A 17549-nucleotide genomic window follows, 5' to 3' on the forward strand; every position below is an offset into this window, starting at 1 on the left:
TCTTCTTTAATTACATTTCCTTCTTCTGTTGAAGCAAATCCACATTGTGTGCTTAAATATAGATTTTCTAATGGTACATATTGACTAGCTTCTTTAATACGAGCAATAATTTCATCTTTATTTTCTAAATCAGCAAATTTTGATGTTAATAGTCCAAGAACTACTTTCTTACCGTCAGACACTTTTGCTAATGGTTTAAAGTCCCCTGCACGGTCTGTATCAAATTCTAAATAATAGGCATTTACATTTTCTCCACCTAATAACTCATCTTCTACTTTATTGTAGCCTCCTTGAGAAATCCAAGTAGAATGGAAATTACCACGACAAACGTGAGTGTTAATGACTAAATCTTTAGGTGCATTTGCAATGACACCATTATTTAAACGTAACGCACGAGCAGCAAACTCTCTTCTTACTTCTTCTAATGGACGATTTTCACGGAAACGTTTTGCAAATCCATCGTCTACTAATGCTCCCCATGTACAGTCGTCTAATTGTAATGTTCTAAGTCCTGCATCATATAAATCTTGAATCACTTCAGAGTAAGCTTTAATAATAGCTTCGAATAATTCATCTGTTGTTGAATAAACAGCTTCCCAACCAGCAACATGTTCTGGTGTACGAATTAATTCAAAATAAAATTGTGAAGGAGAAGGAATAGTAAATTTAACAATCACATCTTCCTCTTTTACTAAATCTCTTAAAAACTCAAAATGTTTAACAAATGGGTGATTTTTCCCATTAATCGGTGATTTAAGTACTGCTGTATCAGCTTTAGTTTCAATTCCATGAAATAAATATCCACGTTCACCCACTACATGTTCTACTCCATTAAAACCCCAAAAGAAGTCTAAATGCCAGTAAGCACGACGGAATTCTCCATCTGTTACCCCTTGTAAACCAGCAGCAATTTGTTTTTTTACGATTTCTTGAATATTTTTTTCTTCTACTGCTGTTAATTCTTCACGTGTAATTTCACCGCTTGCAAATTTTTCTCTTGCTTCTACTAATTCTTTTGGACGTAAGAAACTTCCTACGTGATCTACTCTAAATGGTGCTTGTTGTTTTGTCATAATACATTCCTCCTAAAATAAAAAATCCTTACAGTTTTTCACTGCAAGGACGAAATTTCGCGTTACCACCTTGGTTTAGAATTATTTCGCAATAATTCCCTTATTGAGTATCTATTTACTCCTGCTATATCGGGCTACCCGTAGATATTTAATCATTCAATATCTAACACTCCAAGGCCATCTTCAAAAATTCAATCTTGATCTCTTTTCACCTACCGAGACTCTCTAAACAAGTTTCCTTTTCTACTCACCTTTTCACAGTGCTGTTCTTTAACTGAACTTAGAATAACAGGAGAAACTGTTCTAGTCAATTATCTAATTATTATCTGTAGTTATAATCAATAACTATAACTAAAAGTATAAAAACTCCATAGTTTTCACTATGGAGTCCTATATATCAATATCACCATGGTCTTCAATCATGTAAATATTATTTTAACAGAGAAGTTAAACAATCCCTAATTCTTTTAATAATTCTTCTTTAGAATATTTTTCTCCTTCATCATGAGGATTAATTTGATGTATCATATTTTGATAAAACTCATCAATAACTATTTCTCCATTTTCATTAATCATTTCATCAGATATTTCAGGGAAATCTGTAATTGCAGATAATACTTTTTTTTCACTCATTTCTACATACTCCCCTCTCTTCTATTATTATAAAGCTTTTTTCAATTTTCTTAAATAATATTCACCAAAGAATAGCCCTAATCCATTCAAGATGACAAAAGCTACAGCACCTATCATATACCCAATGTTTTCTGGAAGGAAGTGAATAATTGGGAAAGATGCCACTATACAAAGGATTAAAATGATAAATAAAATAAACATTAAAATCCCTAATAAAAATTTATTTCCTCGACTTTGGAGTTCAACAATATTACTCCAATTCGGAACACGTAGTCGATAATCTCTTTCAAATCCCCAAGCTGATAACCCAAAACTAAGCGAAAACCAAGTAACTATTACTGCTAGTACTAATAAAATTGGCATGCGTAGTACTAATAATACAATACTTAATAATAGAATTGGCACAGAAGATTGCGCTAAAAATAAGACTTTGAATTTTTCACGAGCATATTTTTTAATATCAATTGGTAATACTTTTAAATATTCAAAATTATCTCTTTCCAAAGAAAAACCAATACTTGTTAAGTTATTTCCAAAGGAATTCGTCATTGCAAACATTAGTGCAAATAATAAATAAGAAAGTAAAAATCGGAAGGTAAAAAATTCTGTAAGATTAACTCCTTCTCGCGTTACTCCAAAAATCATTGGTAATAACATCAAAAACGGTAAAATGCTTGGTGCAATGATTCCTTGAACAATAATGGAGCCTTCTTTCATTAATTGAATATGATATTTTCTTACTAATTTTGAAAAATTATCCAATGTAAAGCTACGAACTCTTTTAGAATATTGTTGAATTGAACTAACTTCCATCGCTTTTTCATAAAAGGTTGGCAATACTTTATAGTGAATATTTACTAATAAGAGAACTGTAATTCCAATCCATCCAATATAGCCAATTATTCCATCAAATGATAATGGATGAAGAATCATCGCATAAAAAGCTTCAAATGGAGGAATAAAAGCTCTCTCTTGTTTCGTTAATATTGAAACAGTATTATGATTAGAAATTAAAATATAAAGTAATCCTGAAAAAATAGAAACAAATCCTAATAAAATATTCGAAATAATATTTTTATGTTTCTTAAAAAATGACAAACTTGTCAAATAATGTACAAGTGTAAAAATAAATACTCCTAAAAAGACTAATAAGATGAAGCAGTTAATAATCATTAAAGGAATGGTATACCAAAAATCTTTTCCATATTGAATCGGTAAAACGATAAAATAAGCAATAATAGGGCCTAATCCCATTAAAGCGACCATCATAACAGAAATAGCTTTTCCAAGAATAATCTCTACTTCTCTAAATGCATAAGGTCGATAAGAAGTTAAATCTTTACTTTCGTAAAATACATTATAAAATGCAATAAAACTTTGAGAAAATGTAAAAGCACTAAAAATACTAATCATATTCGCAAATAGGACAGGATTTTCTCCAATAGGATTCACTAAAGAATTAAGCACTCCAAAAAAAGCAATATAGATTAATCCAATCATAAGTTGAGAACGAAGGATTTTTTTAGGAATATCGATTTTTTTTAGTGGATTTTTTTCTTGCTTTTGTCGATAAGCAGCTAATTGAGCAGGAGCAACTGCATATAATAAATTCAACTTCACTAATTTTCTAACAGCTTGCAGATTCATCGACAGTCTCTCCTTCCTTACGTCCCGCTAAAGATAAATAAATACTTTCAAGAGACTCTTGAGGATTATGTTCTTTTAATTCTTCAATTGTACCGTAAAATAGTAATTCACCTTTTTTCAAAATGGCAATACGATCACATAATTGTTCCGCTACTTCTAATACGTGGGTAGAAAATAATACTGTTTTTCCTTTTTCGGCATGTTCACGCATCATTTTTTTCAAATCATAGGCAGCTTGTGGATCTAAACCAGTTAATGGTTCATCTAAAATCCAAATATCTGGGTCAGATAATAAAGCCCCAATGACAAATACTTTTTGTCGCATTCCATGAGAAAATGACTCAATCACATCATAACGATAAGGAGTAAAGTCAAATAACTCTAATAAATAGGTTAATCTTTCTTCTATTTGATTCATCGTTAATTGATAAGAAACTGCGATTAATTCCCAAAATTCATTAGCCGTTAAACGTAAAAATAAATCTGGAGAATCTGCTACATATCCAATTTTTCGCTTAATCGTTAATGGATCTTGTGATAGAGGAACACCATCTACTTCAATTGTTCCACTTGTAAGTGGCAAAATACTCACTAATGATTTAATCGTTGTAGATTTTCCGGCACCATTATGTCCAATTAATCCAACAATTTCTCCACTTTCAATCGTTAAGTTTAAGTTGTTTAAAGCTACCTTATCTCCATATTTTTTTGTTGCTTGTTTAAATTCAATCATGATAAATTTCCTCCCATCCTGTAATTACGCTGATTATACACCTAAAAATAGCGCTTTACTAGTGACTAAAGTCCGATTTTTCTAAAGAATTGCTAATTTTTTTGTATTTTCATCATCAATAGAAAAAAGACTTTTCCTCAAAGCATATAAGTGACTTTAACACCTTTGCTCATTTAGAAAAGTCTATTTTTAATATTTTATTCTTGTTCGTCTACTAATTCTTGTGCGAAGTTTTGTAAGTTTTCGGTTACTTTTTCAGAAATAACTGTTTCTTCTGATGAAGTGACCGTTTCTTCTGCTTCTTCTTCACGATCTACAATAGCTAATGAACTTACAATAGCATCTTGATCTAAACGCATCATACGCACTCCAAGAGCACCACGACCTGTTTGAGAAACATCTGAAGCATGGAATCGAATGATTACTCCTTTATTCGTCATAATCATTAAATCTTCTTCACCCGTTACAGTTCTTAAGCATACAAGAGGACCATTTTTCTCAGTAATACGAAGGGTTTTAACTCCTTTACCACCACGACCTTTTAAGGCATATTCGCTGGCAGCTGTACGTTTACCGTATCCTTTTTCACTAACGACTAATACTTCACGTTCAGGTGTTAAAATATCCATTCCAATCACATAGTCATCATCACGTAGAGATACGCCTCGAACCCCTGCTGCTGTACGACCCATTGCACGAACTTTTTCTTCATGGAATGTTACAGCATTTCCATGATAAGTTCCAAGAATGATTCCGTCTTGTCCACTTGTTACAACTACACGAATTAATTGATCATCTTCTCGTAATTGAATTGCACGTAATCCATTTGTACGAATATTTTTGAAGTCTGATAATTTCACACGTTTAACAGTTCCACGTAAAGTTGTAAAGAATAAGAATCTTTCTGTTTCATCTGATTCTGGTACACTAATAATCGCTTGAATTTTCTCAGTTGAGTCAATATTCAATAAGTTAATAACTGGTAATCCTTTAGCAGTACGGCTGTATTCTGGAATTTCATATCCTTTTGCTTGATATACTTTACCTGTATTCGTGAAGAATAATAATGAATCATGTGTTGAACATGAAATCATATTTTCTACAAAGTCATCATCATGGACGCTCATTCCTTGAACACCACGACCACCACGACGTTGTGTTTTAAATTCAGAATTTGCTAATCGTTTAATATAGCCATTCTTCGTTAAAGTAATGACTACATCTTCTTCTTCGATTAAGTCTTCATCTTCTAAACTTAAAGCTTCTCCGACTAATAATTCAGTACGACGAGGATTATCAAATTTTTGTTGAATTTCTAATAATTCTTGTTCGATAATTTCATAACGTCTTTCTTCGCTTGCTAAGATTTCATTTAATTCTTTGATTAGTGCTTGTAAATCTGCATATTCTGCATCGATTTTCTCACGTTCTAATCCTGTTAAGCGAACCATTCTCATATCTAAGATAGCTTGAGCTTGTTTATCACTTAATCCATATTCATTCATGAAGCGTTCTTTAGCAATATCACCACTAGCAGAGCTACGAAGAATTGCTACAATGGCATCAATATGGTCTAGAGCTACTTGTAATCCTTCTAAAATATGAGCACGATCTTCTGCTTTTTTCTTTTCAAAAATACTACGACGACGAATCACTTCTTCTTGGTGATTTAAATAGTGTCGTAAAATTTCTTTTAAGCTTAAAATTTTTGGTTCTTGCCCAACAATCGCTAACATATTAAATCCAAAGTTCGATTGTAATGGCGTTAATTTGTATAAATTATTTAAAACGACTGAAGCAGAAACATCTCTTCTCACTTCAATCACGACACGCATTCCTTTACGGTCAGATTCGTCATTTAAGTACGTAATTCCTTCAATTTTCTTTTCATGATGCAATTGAGAAATACGTTCTACTAAACGAGCTTTATTCACCATATATGGTAATTCCGTAATAATAATACGTTCTTTTCCATTTTTTAATTCTTCGATTTGTACACGACCACGAACTGTAATAGATCCACGACCTGTTTCATAAGCTCGACGAATTCCAGATTTGCCTAATACAATTCCACCTGTTGGAAAATCAGGTCCTGGTAATACTTCCATCAATTCAGCTGTTGTGACATCAGGATTTTTCATCAATAAATGTAATGCAGAAATCACTTCCCCTAAATGATGTGGAGGAATATTCGTTGCCATTCCTACCGCAATCCCTGTTGCTCCATTGACTAAAAGGTTTGGAATACGAGATGGTAAAACTTCTGGCTCACGTTCTGTTGAATCATAGTTATCACGATAATTAATCGTATCTTTATTTATATCTCGTAGCATTTCTAAAGCAATTTTACTCATTCTTGCTTCGGTATAACGCATCGCAGCTGGACTATCTCCGTCGACAGAACCAAAGTTTCCGTGACCATCAATTAATGGATAACGATATGAGAAATCTTGTGCCATACGAACCATTGCATCATAAATGGCAGAGTCTCCGTGTGGATGGTATTTCCCCATTACATCCCCAACAATACGAGCAGATTTTTTATGGGGCTTATCTGGCGTTACTCCTAATTCATGCATTCCATATAAAATACGACGGTGAACGGGTTTTAACCCATCACGAACATCCGGAAGCGCACGAGATACAATAACACTCATGGAATATTCCAAAAATGATTTACGCATTGTTTTTGCCAAATCCGTTGGTTCGAATTTTTCTTCGAAAAATTCTAAATCTTTTTCCTCAGACATTTTGTCTCTCCTCTTCTTCAATCATTAAATATCTAAATCATTCACGTCAATAAATTTCGCATTTGCTTCAATAAATTCTCGACGTGGTTCTACTTTATCGCCCATTAACATATCTAACACTTGATCAGCTTCAGCAGCATCTTCAACTGTTACTTGTAACATCGAACGATTTTGAGGATTCATTGTTGTTTCCCATAATTGCTCCGCATCCATTTCTCCTAAACCTTTGTATCGAGAAATTTGTGGTTTTGGACTAGCTGGAAGTTCTTTTAATTTTGCTTCTAATTCCTCATCATTTTGAATATAAAACTCTTGTTTTCCTTGTTTTAATTTATAAAGAGGTGGTTGCGCAATATAAACATATCCTGCTTCTACTACTGGACGCATATAGCGATAGAATAATGTAATTAATAATGTTCGAATATGCGCTCCATCGACATCGGCATCGGTCATAATAACTAATTTATGATAACGAGCTTTCGATAAATCAAAATCTCCACCAAATCCAGTTCCCATTGCAGTAAATAATGAACGGATTTCATCATTAGCTAAAATTTTATCTAATGATGCTTTTTCAACGTTTAAGATTTTTCCTCGAATTGGTAAAATCGCTTGGAAGTGACGTGAACGTCCTTGTTTTGCAGAACCTCCCGCAGAATCTCCTTCGACGATGAAGATTTCTGAAACACTTGGATCATTACTTGAACAGTCTGCTAATTTCCCAGGTAAATTAGAAATTTCTAAACCAGACTTTTTACGAGTTACTTCACGTGCTCTTTTCGCAGCTAAACGTGCTTTAGAAGCTAAAATCCCTTTTTCAACAATTTTACGAGCAACTTGTGGATTTTCCATTAAGAATTTATCAAAATGAGTCGCAAATAATCGATCGGTAATCGTTCTTGCTTCAGAATTTCCTAATTTTGTTTTTGTTTGTCCTTCAAATTGTGGATCAGGATGTTTAATCGATACAACTGCGGTTAATCCTTCACGTACATCTTCCCCACTTAATTTTTCTTCATTTTCTTTCATTAATTTTTGACGACGAGCGTAATCATTAATGACACGAGTAAGGGCAGTTTTCATTCCAGATTCATGTGTTCCACCTTCATAAGTGTGGATATTGTTTGTAAAACTTAATAAATTCGTATGGTATCCTGAAGTATACTGCATAGCTACTTCGACTTGAATGCCATCTTGTTCTCCTTCAACATAAATCGGTTCATCAAATAATACTTGCTTAGACTTATTTAAATGTTCAACATAACTTTTAATTCCGCCTTCATAATAAAAAGTTTTTACTACAGGCTCTTCTACTCGCAAATCAGTAATCGTTAGTTTTAATCCTTTATTTAAAAAAGCTAGTTCACGTACACGATTCGCTAATTTTTCAAAGTCATATACGGTTGTTTCTTGGAAAATTTCTGGATCTGGTACAAAATAAACACTCGTTCCATGTTTTTCAGTTTTCCCAACAATTTTTAAATCTTCTAAAACAGCACCACGTTTATAAGACTGTTCATAAATATTTCCATCTTTAAAAACTTGTACCGTTAAATCTGTAGAAAGTGCATTAACAACAGAAGCACCTACCCCGTGAAGACCTCCGGAAACTTTGTAACCTCCGCCGCCAAATTTACCACCAGCATGAAGTACTGTAAATACTGTTTCAACAGCAGGACGTCCTGTTTTTTCTTGAATATCAACTGGAATTCCACGTCCATCATCCGTAACACGAATATGGTTTTCAGGTGTAATCTCAATTTCGATATGAGTTGCAAATCCAGCTAACGCCTCATCAATTGAGTTATCAACAATTTCCCATACTAAATGATGTAAACCAGCACTACTTGTTGAACCAATATACATCCCTGGACGTTTACGTACAGCTTCTAATCCTTCTAATACTTGAATCTGACTAGCATCATATTGTGCAGCAAGAACTTCTTTATTTTCTTCTGTCATTTTCTCTTCTCACACTCCATTTTTCATTGAACTTGACCTTGATGAATCGGAAATACAATTGGTTCATTAATAAATTGCTTACGAATCCCATCTAAACTAGTCGTTGTTATGAATGTTTGTACTTTATTTTCAATTGCTTTAATCAAATGTGTTTGTCGATCATCATCTAATTCGGATAACACATCATCTAATAATAAAATTGGATATTCTCCAGTAGCGATGTTCATTAATTCTATTTCTGCTAATTTTAAACTTAATACAGTTGAACGTTGTTGCCCTTGAGATCCAAAATTTTGAACAGGTTTATCATTTAAATAAAAAATCAAATCATCTCGATGCGGACCTACTAAAGTACTCGCTTGTTCTAATTCTCTTTTTTGTACAGATTCAAATTGTTTTTGATACAATTCTTTTACTTCATCTTGAGAAATTCCTTTTTCAATCGAAAGAGATGTTTGATATTTCAATGAAAACTCTTCTCTTCCTAATGAAATTTGCTCATGAATTGGTTTCGCTAAAGCTTCCAATTGTTCCATAAAATCTAAACGATGGATTAAAATTGCACTTGCTTTTTCAATGACTTGTTCTGTTAAAACTTCTAAATAAATATCAGCTGTTGATTTTTTTATCGCTAATTGTTTTAAATAATGATTTCTTTGTTTTATAAGGCGTTGATATTCTACTAATTCATGTAAATAAATAGGATTCATTTGACCGAGTTCCATATCCATGAATTTTCGGCGATTTGCAGGAGCACCCTTCACTAATTCTAAATTTTCAGGTGCAAATAAAATAACATTTAATTGTCCTAAATAGGAACTGAGCTTCTTTTGTTCTAAATGATTGACTCTTCCTATTTTTCCTTTATTTGAAAAACGTATTTCTAATGGAATACTGCTAATTTTCTTTTCAACTTTTCCTTTAATGGTAGCAGTATCTTGATTCCACATAATCAATTCTCGATCTTGATTAGTACGATGGCTTTTTGTCATTGCCAAAGTATAGATAGATTCCATTAAATTCGTTTTTCCTTGAGCATTTTCACCAATGAAAATATGAACTCCTTTCCCAAATTCAAGAAAAAGTTCTTCATAATTTCTGAAATGATTCAGTTGTAATTCAACTAATCTCATCCATTACTTCCTCAGATTCTCTTTTCACAACAAAAATGCCTTCTTCAGGAATTTCTACACGTGTTTTATCATAAAGTTTTCTACCACGACGATTTTCAATTTCACCATCAACAAATACAACTGTTTCTTGTAAATACCATTTTGCTTGTCCACCTGTTGTAATGACATCAATATGTTTTAAAAATTGTCCTAATGTAATAAATTCTTCTGTGATTGTTACAATCTTTGTCATGATTTTCCTCTTTTCTCTCATTTGGGTATACACATACTACTGTATTATACCTTTTTTTTGGAGAATTCTCAAAGATTTTGAAAAATTTAGCCTATTTTTGCATTTTTTTATTAAATAAATAAAAAACCTTTTTTAAAGGGAAAAATGAAATTTAATAGGATTTTTTCAAAATTTTAAAAATAAGCAAAAAAAAATCCATGATGACCAAAATCATCATGGAAAATTTTTTATCCATTAAATGTACGAACTGGTGTTACTAATTGAATAAAGCTATATGGAATATCAGAATGATTATCTTTTAACGTCAATGTAAATGGACGATTCGCTTCTAAAAATTGAATCGTTGCTTCTGAAGAACCAAATAAACGAAGCGCATCTTTTAAATAATCAGGATTGAATGAAACATCTAATGAAGCACCTTCATAATTTTCTACCATAATTTCTTCTTCAACTTTTCCAATTTCTGGAGAATTACCTGTTAATAAAATACGATTTTCATTAATTGATAATGTCGCAATATTATTTTTATCTGTATGTGACATTAATGAAGCACGATCTACAGCTGCTACTAAATCACTCGCAACAACCGTAATGGCTGTATTAAATTGATCATTAATTAATCGATCTGTATCTGGATAACGTCCTTCTAATAAACGAGAGTAGAAAGAAAGAGTTTCTGTTTGGAAAAGAACTTGATTTTCAGTAATTGCAAAATCAATCGTTTCTAAACCATCAATAATACGTGATAATTCAATTAATGTTTTACCTGGTAAAGTAATTTCAAATGTTAATGCATTACTTGATTCAGGCATTTCTAAAGGAATAATTCTTTGACTCAATCGGTGAGAGTCTGTTGCTACAGCTTTTAATTGATTATTCGCAATAACCATATGAATTCCCGTTAAAATAGGGCGAGATTCAGCAGAAGAAACAGCAATAGACGTTTGTAAAATCACTTGTCTAAATAATGGAACAGGTAATGTTAATACATGATCTTTTTCTACTTCTGGAAGTTGTGGATAATCATGAGCCGATAAGCCATTTAATGTAAATGCAGCACTTCCTGCTGTAATCGTTGCTTGTAATTGGTCATTTGTTTCTAAAGTAAATGTATTTTGAGGTAATTTTTTAACAATTTCACCAAAGAAACGAGCAGGTAATACAATTGAACCTGTCTCATGAATCGATAATTGTAATTCTTCATGTTCTACTGGAAGAAAAATTTCAATAGAAACTTCAGAATCACTACCTGTTAAAGTAATTCCTTCTTGAGAAACAACTAATTTAATTCCTGTTAAAATTGGAATCGTTGTTTTTGAAGGAATAGCACGTTGAACGTCTGCTAAATTTTTTAAAAATGCTTGACGATTAATTGAAAATTTCATTTTATGCCTCCTAAATGTATGTGTGTCTGTTTTAAATTTAATTTTATTTATAATAAATATAGTAATAGTAGTAGGGCCTGTTAATTTTGTGGAAAAGTATCAAATTTCTATCATTTTCTATATTTTTAATTGTGGATAAGTATTGTGAATAACTATTTAGTAAATAGAGTAGTTATCCACATCTTAAAATCCAAGTTTTTTCTTCAAATCATTAACGGCTTTTGTAACATCGCCTTGAAGTTTATATTCTTCATTAATTTTATCATAGGCGTGTAATACAGTAGAGTGGTCTTTTCCAAATTCTGTTCCTAATTTAGGAAGAGAGCTATTCGTTAATTCACGTGCTAAATACATCGCAATTTGACGAGGTTCTACAATGGATTTTGTTCGTTTTTTACCTTTTAAATCTTCTAGGGAGATATGGTAATAACGTGCCACCGCTTCTTGAATATCATGAACGGATACAATTTTTTCTTTACTACCTGGGATAAAGTTTTGTAGAGCTTCAGCTGCTAAATTCGTTGTAATATCTTCTCCATGAGTAGCAGAGTAAGCTTGAACTCTGACAAGAGCACCTTCTAATTCACGGACATTGGATTGAATTTGACCAGCAATATAGCTTAGTGTATCGGTAGTAATATCAATTCCAACAGCTTCCGCTTTTTTAGACAAAATTGCAATTCTTGTTTCAAGATCTGGTGGAGTAATATCAACTGGAAGACCCGAAACAAATCGTGAAACTAAACGTTCTTGTAAAGCTTTAATTTCTGTAGGTTGTCGATCACTTGTTAATACAATTTGTTTTTGATTATTAAAGAGTGCATTAAATGTATGGAAAAACTCTTCTTGAGTTGCTTCTTTTTCAGCAAAAAATTGAATATCATCTACTAATAGTAAATCTACATTACGATAATAATCTCTAAACTCTTGTTGAGTATTTGTTCTTAATGAAGTAATCATTTCATTTGTAAAAGCTTCACTCGTTACATATTTGACACGTGCATTTGGATTTAATAATTTGTATTGATTTCCAATTGCTTGCATTAAGTGAGTTTTTCCTAGACCAACACCACCATAGAAAAAGAGTGGATTATATAATTGTCCAGGTCTTTCGCAAACAACTAGAGCAGCAGCATGTGCCATTTGGTTTCCTTTACCAATAATAAATGAATCAAATGTATATTTAGGGTTTAAGAGCGAATCATCTTCTAAATAAATATTATTAGTAGCTTCTTTCGCCTCATCATTGAAAAGAACTTGTGGTGTAGATTCTGTGAATGTTTGTTTAGAAGTATAGTCTTGTTCTTCAGAAATAATAAACTTTGGCTCAAATGATTTTCTAAAATAATCATAACCACGTTCCATAACATCTGTTAATAAATTATCTTCCCAAAAATTTGCATATGTTTGAGAAGGAACTTGAATATATAGATAATTTTGGTCAATTTTTAATAATTTAGCGGGCATAATCCAGTGCTTAATCGTAAAATCAGAATTTGTTTTTTCAAAATGCGTTAATAAAATTTTCCAAAATTCATCTAAAAGCTCCATATAAAACACCTCCTTGTGGATAAATAATATTAAAATCTAAGAGTAAGTGTATCATTTTTTTAAAAAGTTTTCCACAGGAAATCCGTTTTTAACAAATTTTAGTGAATTTGTAATAAGTTTTCCACAAAACTGTGGATAATCTGTAAAAAATAAAGAGATATTTTACTTATTCACAAGAATTGTTGACAGAATAAATCCAATAATGATAAAGGTTTAAGGAGGATATCCACATTTTCCACAAGTTGTGGATAAAACTTTGTAAACATCCTTTGAATTTGTTTAAAAATTGTGGAAATGATGAGGAAAAGTGTAAATTTTAAAAACTTTATAAAAATAATTTGTGGATAACTATTGAAAGATGAATAAAATTACTAGGTATTTTGAATAAAATATGGTATGATACTCCAGTACAGTGATGCAAGAAACAAAGTATTGACTTTGTTAAGGAATATCATTATAATGATGTAGACTGTCTAGGATAGTTAGACATGACACAGAACTAGGAGGTGCAAGAAGTTATGAAAAGAACATATCAACCAAACAAACGTAAACGTCAAAAAGTTCACGGTTTCCGTAAACGTATGAGTACAAAAAATGGCCGTAGAGTATTAGCAAGCAGACGCCGTAAAGGTAGAAAAGTTTTAGCAGCTTAGATCACTGAACGTCTCAGTGATCTTTTTTTTATAAATGTTTTAAAAACTTAGATAAAGGTGAGTGTATGCGTAAGTCTTATCGAGTAAAGAAAGAGCAAGAGTTTCAACGAGTTTTTCATCATGGAAATTCAGTAGCGAATCGTCAATTTGTGGTTTATCAAATTGATAAATCAAATCAATTTCATTTTAGAGTTGGAATTTCTGTGAGTAAAAAATTAGGGAATGCAGTTGTTAGAAATCGTATAAAACGATTGATACGAAGTGTATTAACAGAACTAAAGCCACAATTACAATCAGAGATTGATTTTATCGTGATCGCACGTAAACCTGTAGTATCTATGAATTATCAAGAAGTAAAAAAATGTATGATGCATGTATTAAAATTGGGAAAGATTTTAATAAAAGATGATTATAATGGAGAAAGTAGGGAATTAAGTGAAGAAAAAGCATAAATTAGCTTTAACATTAGCGGTTTTAACATTATTTTTAGCAGCATGTAGCACAACACCTGTAACAGCAGAAAGTACAGGAATTTGGGATCGAGTGATTATTTATAATTTATCTCAGTTTATTATTACTTTATCTCATATTTTTGGAAATAGTTATGGTTTAGGAATTATTGTATTTACAATTATAACAAGAATTGTGTTAGTACCTGTGATGCATTTCCAATATAAGACAACAAGACAAACAGCCATTTTACAACCTGAAATTAATAAACTGCGTGAAAAATACTCAGCTCGTGATCACCGAACACAAGAAATTTTACGAGAAGAAATTTCAGCATTATATGAAAGAGAAGGTGTGAATCAATATGCTGGATGTTTACCAGTAGCGATTCAATTGCCAGTAATGATTGCTTTATATCAAGCAATTAGCCGTACAGAAGCTCTAAAAACAGGATCATTTTTATGGTTTAATTTAGATCAACCAGATCCATTCTTTATTTTACCAATATTAGTAGTAGCAACAACATATGCAACTTCTTGGTTAACAATGAAAATGCAAGATAGTGGAGCAGCTGGAAAAATTATGTTGTTTGTATTACCAGCAATGATTGGGTTTACAGCTTTAACGTTCCCAAGTGCGTTATCATTATATTGGGTTGTAGGGAATATCTTTATGGTTATTCAAACTTTAATTATGAATAATCCATTTACATTTATTGCAGAACAAAAAGCTATTGCACATGAAAAACGTCGTCGTGAAAAAGCTTTAGAAAAAGCTAAGAAAAAACACGGTAGAAGTTAAAGAATAGACTTGTTCAGATCTAAAGAACATGAGATAATACATGTAAATTTGCAATATGGAGGATATAGAAGATGACACAAACGATTCGAGTAAATGATGCTTCAGTAGAAAAAGCTATCCAAAAAGGATTACGTCAACTACAATTAACACAAGATGATGTAGAAATTGAAGTAATCGATGAAGGTAAAAAAGGATTATTTGGTTTCGGACAAAAAGATGCTGTAGTATCAATTACTGTTAAAGAAAAAATTGAGCAAGAAGAAGTTATTGAAGAAGTAGAAGAATCTTATGAAGAAGAATTTGACTTAGAAGATAACAATACAGAATCTGATGAAGCAGTTGAAGTATTAGATAATCATATTGAAGAAGCTGCTCATGTTACAAAGGCTTATTTAGAACAAATTGCAGAAATTTATGGAGCACCAAGTGTTGTTCATGTTGAAGTACAAAAAGAAAAAATGAATTTTGTATTTGAAACAGAAAAACCAGGTTTATTAATAGGTAAATACGGTAAAATTTTAAATGCTTTACAAGTTTTAGCGCAAGTATCTGTTCATCGATTTGTAAAAGGAAGAATGTCAGTACAAGTAGATGTAGGAGACTACCGTTTACGACGTACAGAAGCTTTACAACAAATTGCTGAAAGAACAGCACGTCGAGTGTTAAAAACAAAACAACCGGTATATTTAGAACCATTACCTGCATATGAAAGAAAACAAATTCATGCATATTTAAGTAAAAATAAACGTATTTCTACTCATTCAGAAGGTAAAGAACCACATCGTTATTTAGTAGTAGAAATTGCAGAATAAAATAGGCGTAGACTGGAAGTAATTCCAGTCTTTTTTTATACCTAATTATGAAATAGAATCGGATTAATAGAAAAATATAATCAATAATAGTAGAAATAAAATACAAGAAAATAGAAAGAAACTTGATAAAATCCTACTTTTTAGGTTGAAACTTTTATTGAAAAGGGTTAAAATGAGTTATCGCAGTGTCTTTAGGGAGGAGACAATAAGAAATATGTGTATTTTATATAAAACATACAACAAATTTTATATAAGGAAAAAATAAATAAAATTATTGGAAAAATTCCCAAAAACAATGTACAATAATAGTGAATTAATATAGTTAGGAGAATCATTATGGATATTCAAGTGTTTATAAGGCGTCGTAAAGAAAAAGGCTTATCTCAAATTGAATTGAGTCATGGAATTTGCACACAGGCAACTTTAAGCCGATTTGAAAATCATGGTCAAATTCCTTCGATGAAAATTTTAAGTCAATTGTGTGCACGATTGCAATTAGATGTGGGGGACTTATTTGCGAGTGTCAACACTAAAGAAGTTGCTACCAACAAACTTTTAGATAAAATTGAAGAAAGTATTGTTACAATGGATTATGAATTGGCTGAAAAATTGATTGGAACAATTCAAAAAGATCAATTAAATGATGAACAAAAAATTCACTTGTTATACTTAAGAGGATTCACACAAGTTTTACAAGGTAAAAAAATGGAAGATGATTTGTTCTATTTTAATAAAATTTTAGCCGAACAATTTGAAAATCAAGATAGTTATCTCCATTTAGCATACGCCGGATTAGGATTAGTATATCAAAAGCAAGAAGATATCGAAAAAGCAGAATACTTCTTTACAAAAGCTATTCAAGAAGTAGAAAAACATCAATTAGAAAAAATGGAAGCTGTTTGGCGAGTATTAATGGTGTTATATCATAGCGCTATGTTCTTTAATAAAAATAATAATTATAAGAAGAGTAATGAGTTATTAAAAAAAGGGATTGAATTATGTAGTCAATTTCATATTACTTATTATTTATCAAGATTGTATTATCAATTAGCAATGAATGCATTAGAAAGTAATGCAGATAAAGAAGAAGTAAAATTATACTTAAATGATGCAGCAGCTTTTGCTAGAATTAATTCAAATGATGAATTATTGACTGAAATTGAAAAAATTAATGATTCTTTATAAAATAGAAATAAAAAGCTTAGCAGGAAGAATTGAATTCTTCCTGTTTTTTGTAAGCATAAAGAAAAAATAATTGAAAAAGAGAAAAGGATATTTATAATAGAATAAAAGGAGTGATTAAAATGGGCTTGCGATTAAATAAAGATGAATTTCTAAAAAAAGAAAAAGTAATTTTACCTGAGGATATTCAACTGCCTTCATTAGAAGAATATGATTTTGACAGCTTTGGAGATGCATTTATTATGATGCCAAAAATGGAAGAAGATCAACGTCAAAAAAATCTAGAAAAAAATATAAAAAAAGAATGGTTAGAGCCAATAGAGAATAAGGAAGAAACAGGAGAAAAATAGATAAAATTCCTGAATCATTTTTTATATAAAAAGACTTGAAAAATGAGATGAGCTATGGTAAATTATATACGTTGTTAACGAACGTTCGTTTTTAAAACGATTGCGGAAAAGAAATTTAAAATAAATTTCAAAAAGTTGTTGACAGATAAAAACACCTATGATAATATATAGGAGTTGTCGCGATAAGCGACGTTGACCTTTG

General features: G+C 31.3%; 16 protein-coding genes and 1 other annotated feature. Of the genes, 6 read left to right on the forward strand and 10 right to left on the reverse strand.

The window, feature by feature from the left end; translation table 11 throughout:
- The 10 genes from RWZ86_RS06280 to dnaA all read right to left on the reverse strand — a co-directional run.
- A partial coding sequence (locus tag RWZ86_RS06280) for a 5-methyltetrahydropteroyltriglutamate--homocysteine S-methyltransferase (protein WP_314680670.1) occupies positions 1–1073 on the reverse strand: 1073 nt, incomplete at its 3' end.
- 42 nt (positions 1074–1115) lie between these two features.
- Positions 1116–1341: a binding site (T-box leader), on the reverse strand.
- 179 nt (positions 1342–1520) lie between these two features.
- Positions 1521–1706 (reverse strand): hypothetical protein, encoded by a 186-nt coding sequence (locus tag RWZ86_RS06285; protein WP_314680671.1) that lies wholly within the window; start codon positions 1704–1706, stop codon positions 1521–1523.
- A gap of 27 nt (positions 1707–1733) precedes the next feature.
- Positions 1734–3353 carry a hypothetical protein gene (locus RWZ86_RS06290; RefSeq protein WP_314680672.1) on the reverse strand — a complete coding sequence of 540 codons (1620 nt, stop codon included), beginning with the start codon at positions 3351–3353 and terminating at the stop codon, positions 1734–1736.
- On the reverse strand, positions 3334–4086 hold the full coding sequence (locus tag RWZ86_RS06295; RefSeq protein ID WP_314112700.1) for an ABC transporter ATP-binding protein: 753 nt from the start codon (positions 4084–4086) through the stop codon (positions 3334–3336). The genes RWZ86_RS06290 and RWZ86_RS06295 overlap by 20 nt, the downstream gene beginning before the upstream one ends.
- A 197-nt stretch (positions 4087–4283) precedes the next feature.
- On the reverse strand, positions 4284–6836 hold the full coding sequence (gene gyrA, locus RWZ86_RS06300; protein ID WP_314680673.1) for a DNA gyrase subunit A: 2553 nt from the start codon (positions 6834–6836) through the stop codon (positions 4284–4286).
- Positions 6837–6860: 24 nt separating this feature from the next.
- A complete protein-coding gene (gene gyrB, locus RWZ86_RS06305) occupies positions 6861–8798 on the reverse strand; it encodes a DNA topoisomerase (ATP-hydrolyzing) subunit B (protein ID WP_314680674.1) in 1938 nt (645 codons plus the stop codon).
- Between the two features lie 23 nt (positions 8799–8821).
- Positions 8822–9931: a DNA replication/repair protein RecF gene (gene recF, locus RWZ86_RS06310; RefSeq protein WP_314680675.1), complete on the reverse strand. Its 1110-nt coding sequence runs from the start codon at positions 9929–9931 to the stop codon at positions 8822–8824.
- Entirely contained in the window at positions 9918–10163 is a 246-nt protein-coding gene (gene yaaA / locus RWZ86_RS06315; protein WP_020991435.1) for a S4 domain-containing protein YaaA, read from the reverse strand. The genes recF and yaaA overlap by 14 nt, the downstream gene beginning before the upstream one ends.
- A 227-nt stretch (positions 10164–10390) precedes the next feature.
- Positions 10391–11548 (reverse strand): DNA polymerase III subunit beta, encoded by a 1158-nt coding sequence (dnaN, locus tag RWZ86_RS06320; protein ID WP_314680676.1) that lies wholly within the window; start codon positions 11546–11548, stop codon positions 10391–10393.
- A 183-nt stretch (positions 11549–11731) separates the two neighbouring features.
- Positions 11732–13099, reverse strand: a complete 1368-nt coding sequence (gene dnaA, locus RWZ86_RS06325) for a chromosomal replication initiator protein DnaA (RefSeq protein WP_314680677.1) — start codon at positions 13097–13099, stop codon at positions 11732–11734.
- 518 nt (positions 13100–13617) lie between these two features.
- Between dnaA and rpmH the strand changes: the two genes are divergently transcribed.
- From rpmH to RWZ86_RS06355, 6 genes are all read left to right on the forward strand, one after another.
- Complete coding sequence (gene rpmH / locus RWZ86_RS06330) at positions 13618–13752, forward strand: 50S ribosomal protein L34 (RefSeq protein ID WP_006703104.1); 135 nt, start codon at positions 13618–13620, stop codon at positions 13750–13752.
- 65 nt (positions 13753–13817) lie between these two features.
- Complete coding sequence (rnpA, locus tag RWZ86_RS06335; protein ID WP_314680678.1) at positions 13818–14204, forward strand: ribonuclease P protein component; 387 nt, start codon at positions 13818–13820, stop codon at positions 14202–14204.
- Positions 14188–15003: a membrane protein insertase YidC gene (yidC, locus tag RWZ86_RS06340; protein WP_314680679.1), complete on the forward strand. Its 816-nt coding sequence runs from the start codon at positions 14188–14190 to the stop codon at positions 15001–15003. The genes rnpA and yidC overlap by 17 nt, the downstream gene beginning before the upstream one ends.
- Before the next feature lie 71 nt (positions 15004–15074).
- On the forward strand, positions 15075–15815 hold the full coding sequence (gene jag / locus RWZ86_RS06345) for an RNA-binding cell elongation regulator Jag/EloR (protein WP_314680680.1): 741 nt from the start codon (positions 15075–15077) through the stop codon (positions 15813–15815).
- Between the two features lie 336 nt (positions 15816–16151).
- Positions 16152–17000, forward strand: a complete 849-nt coding sequence (locus tag RWZ86_RS06350) for a helix-turn-helix transcriptional regulator (RefSeq protein WP_314680681.1) — start codon at positions 16152–16154, stop codon at positions 16998–17000.
- Between the two features lie 110 nt (positions 17001–17110).
- Complete coding sequence (locus RWZ86_RS06355; protein WP_314680682.1) at positions 17111–17347, forward strand: hypothetical protein; 237 nt, start codon at positions 17111–17113, stop codon at positions 17345–17347.
- The last annotated feature ends 202 nt before the right edge of the window (positions 17348–17549 follow it).

It is taken from the genome of uncultured Granulicatella sp. (genome assembly GCF_963545075.1).
Classification (GTDB): domain Bacteria; phylum Bacillota; class Bacilli; order Lactobacillales; family Aerococcaceae; genus Granulicatella.

Coding starts and splice junctions, on each gene's coding strand:
- RWZ86_RS06290 (WP_314680672.1), bottom strand. CDS start 3,353: ATGAATCTGCAAGCTGTTAGAAAATTAGTGAAGTTGAATTTATTATAT.
- RWZ86_RS06285 (WP_314680671.1), bottom strand. CDS start 1,706: ATGAGTGAAAAAAAAGTATTATCTGCAATTACAGATTTCCCTGAAATA.
- recF (WP_314680675.1), bottom strand. CDS start 9,931: ATGAGATTAGTTGAATTACAACTGAATCATTTCAGAAATTATGAAGAA.
- rpmH (WP_006703104.1), top strand. CDS start 13,618: ATGAAAAGAACATATCAACCAAACAAACGTAAACGTCAAAAAGTTCAC.
- gyrB (WP_314680674.1), bottom strand. CDS start 8,798: ATGACAGAAGAAAATAAAGAAGTTCTTGCTGCACAATATGATGCTAGT.
- RWZ86_RS06295 (WP_314112700.1), bottom strand. CDS start 4,086: ATGATTGAATTTAAACAAGCAACAAAAAAATATGGAGATAAGGTAGCT.
- yaaA (WP_020991435.1), bottom strand. CDS start 10,163: ATGACAAAGATTGTAACAATCACAGAAGAATTTATTACATTAGGACAA.
- jag (WP_314680680.1), top strand. CDS start 15,075: ATGACACAAACGATTCGAGTAAATGATGCTTCAGTAGAAAAAGCTATC.
- rnpA (WP_314680678.1), top strand. CDS start 13,818: ATGCGTAAGTCTTATCGAGTAAAGAAAGAGCAAGAGTTTCAACGAGTT.
- dnaN (WP_314680676.1), bottom strand. CDS start 11,548: ATGAAATTTTCAATTAATCGTCAAGCATTTTTAAAAAATTTAGCAGAC.
- dnaA (WP_314680677.1), bottom strand. CDS start 13,099: ATGGAGCTTTTAGATGAATTTTGGAAAATTTTATTAACGCATTTTGAA.
- gyrA (WP_314680673.1), bottom strand. CDS start 6,836: ATGTCTGAGGAAAAAGATTTAGAATTTTTCGAAGAAAAATTCGAACCA.
- RWZ86_RS06350 (WP_314680681.1), top strand. CDS start 16,152: ATGGATATTCAAGTGTTTATAAGGCGTCGTAAAGAAAAAGGCTTATCT.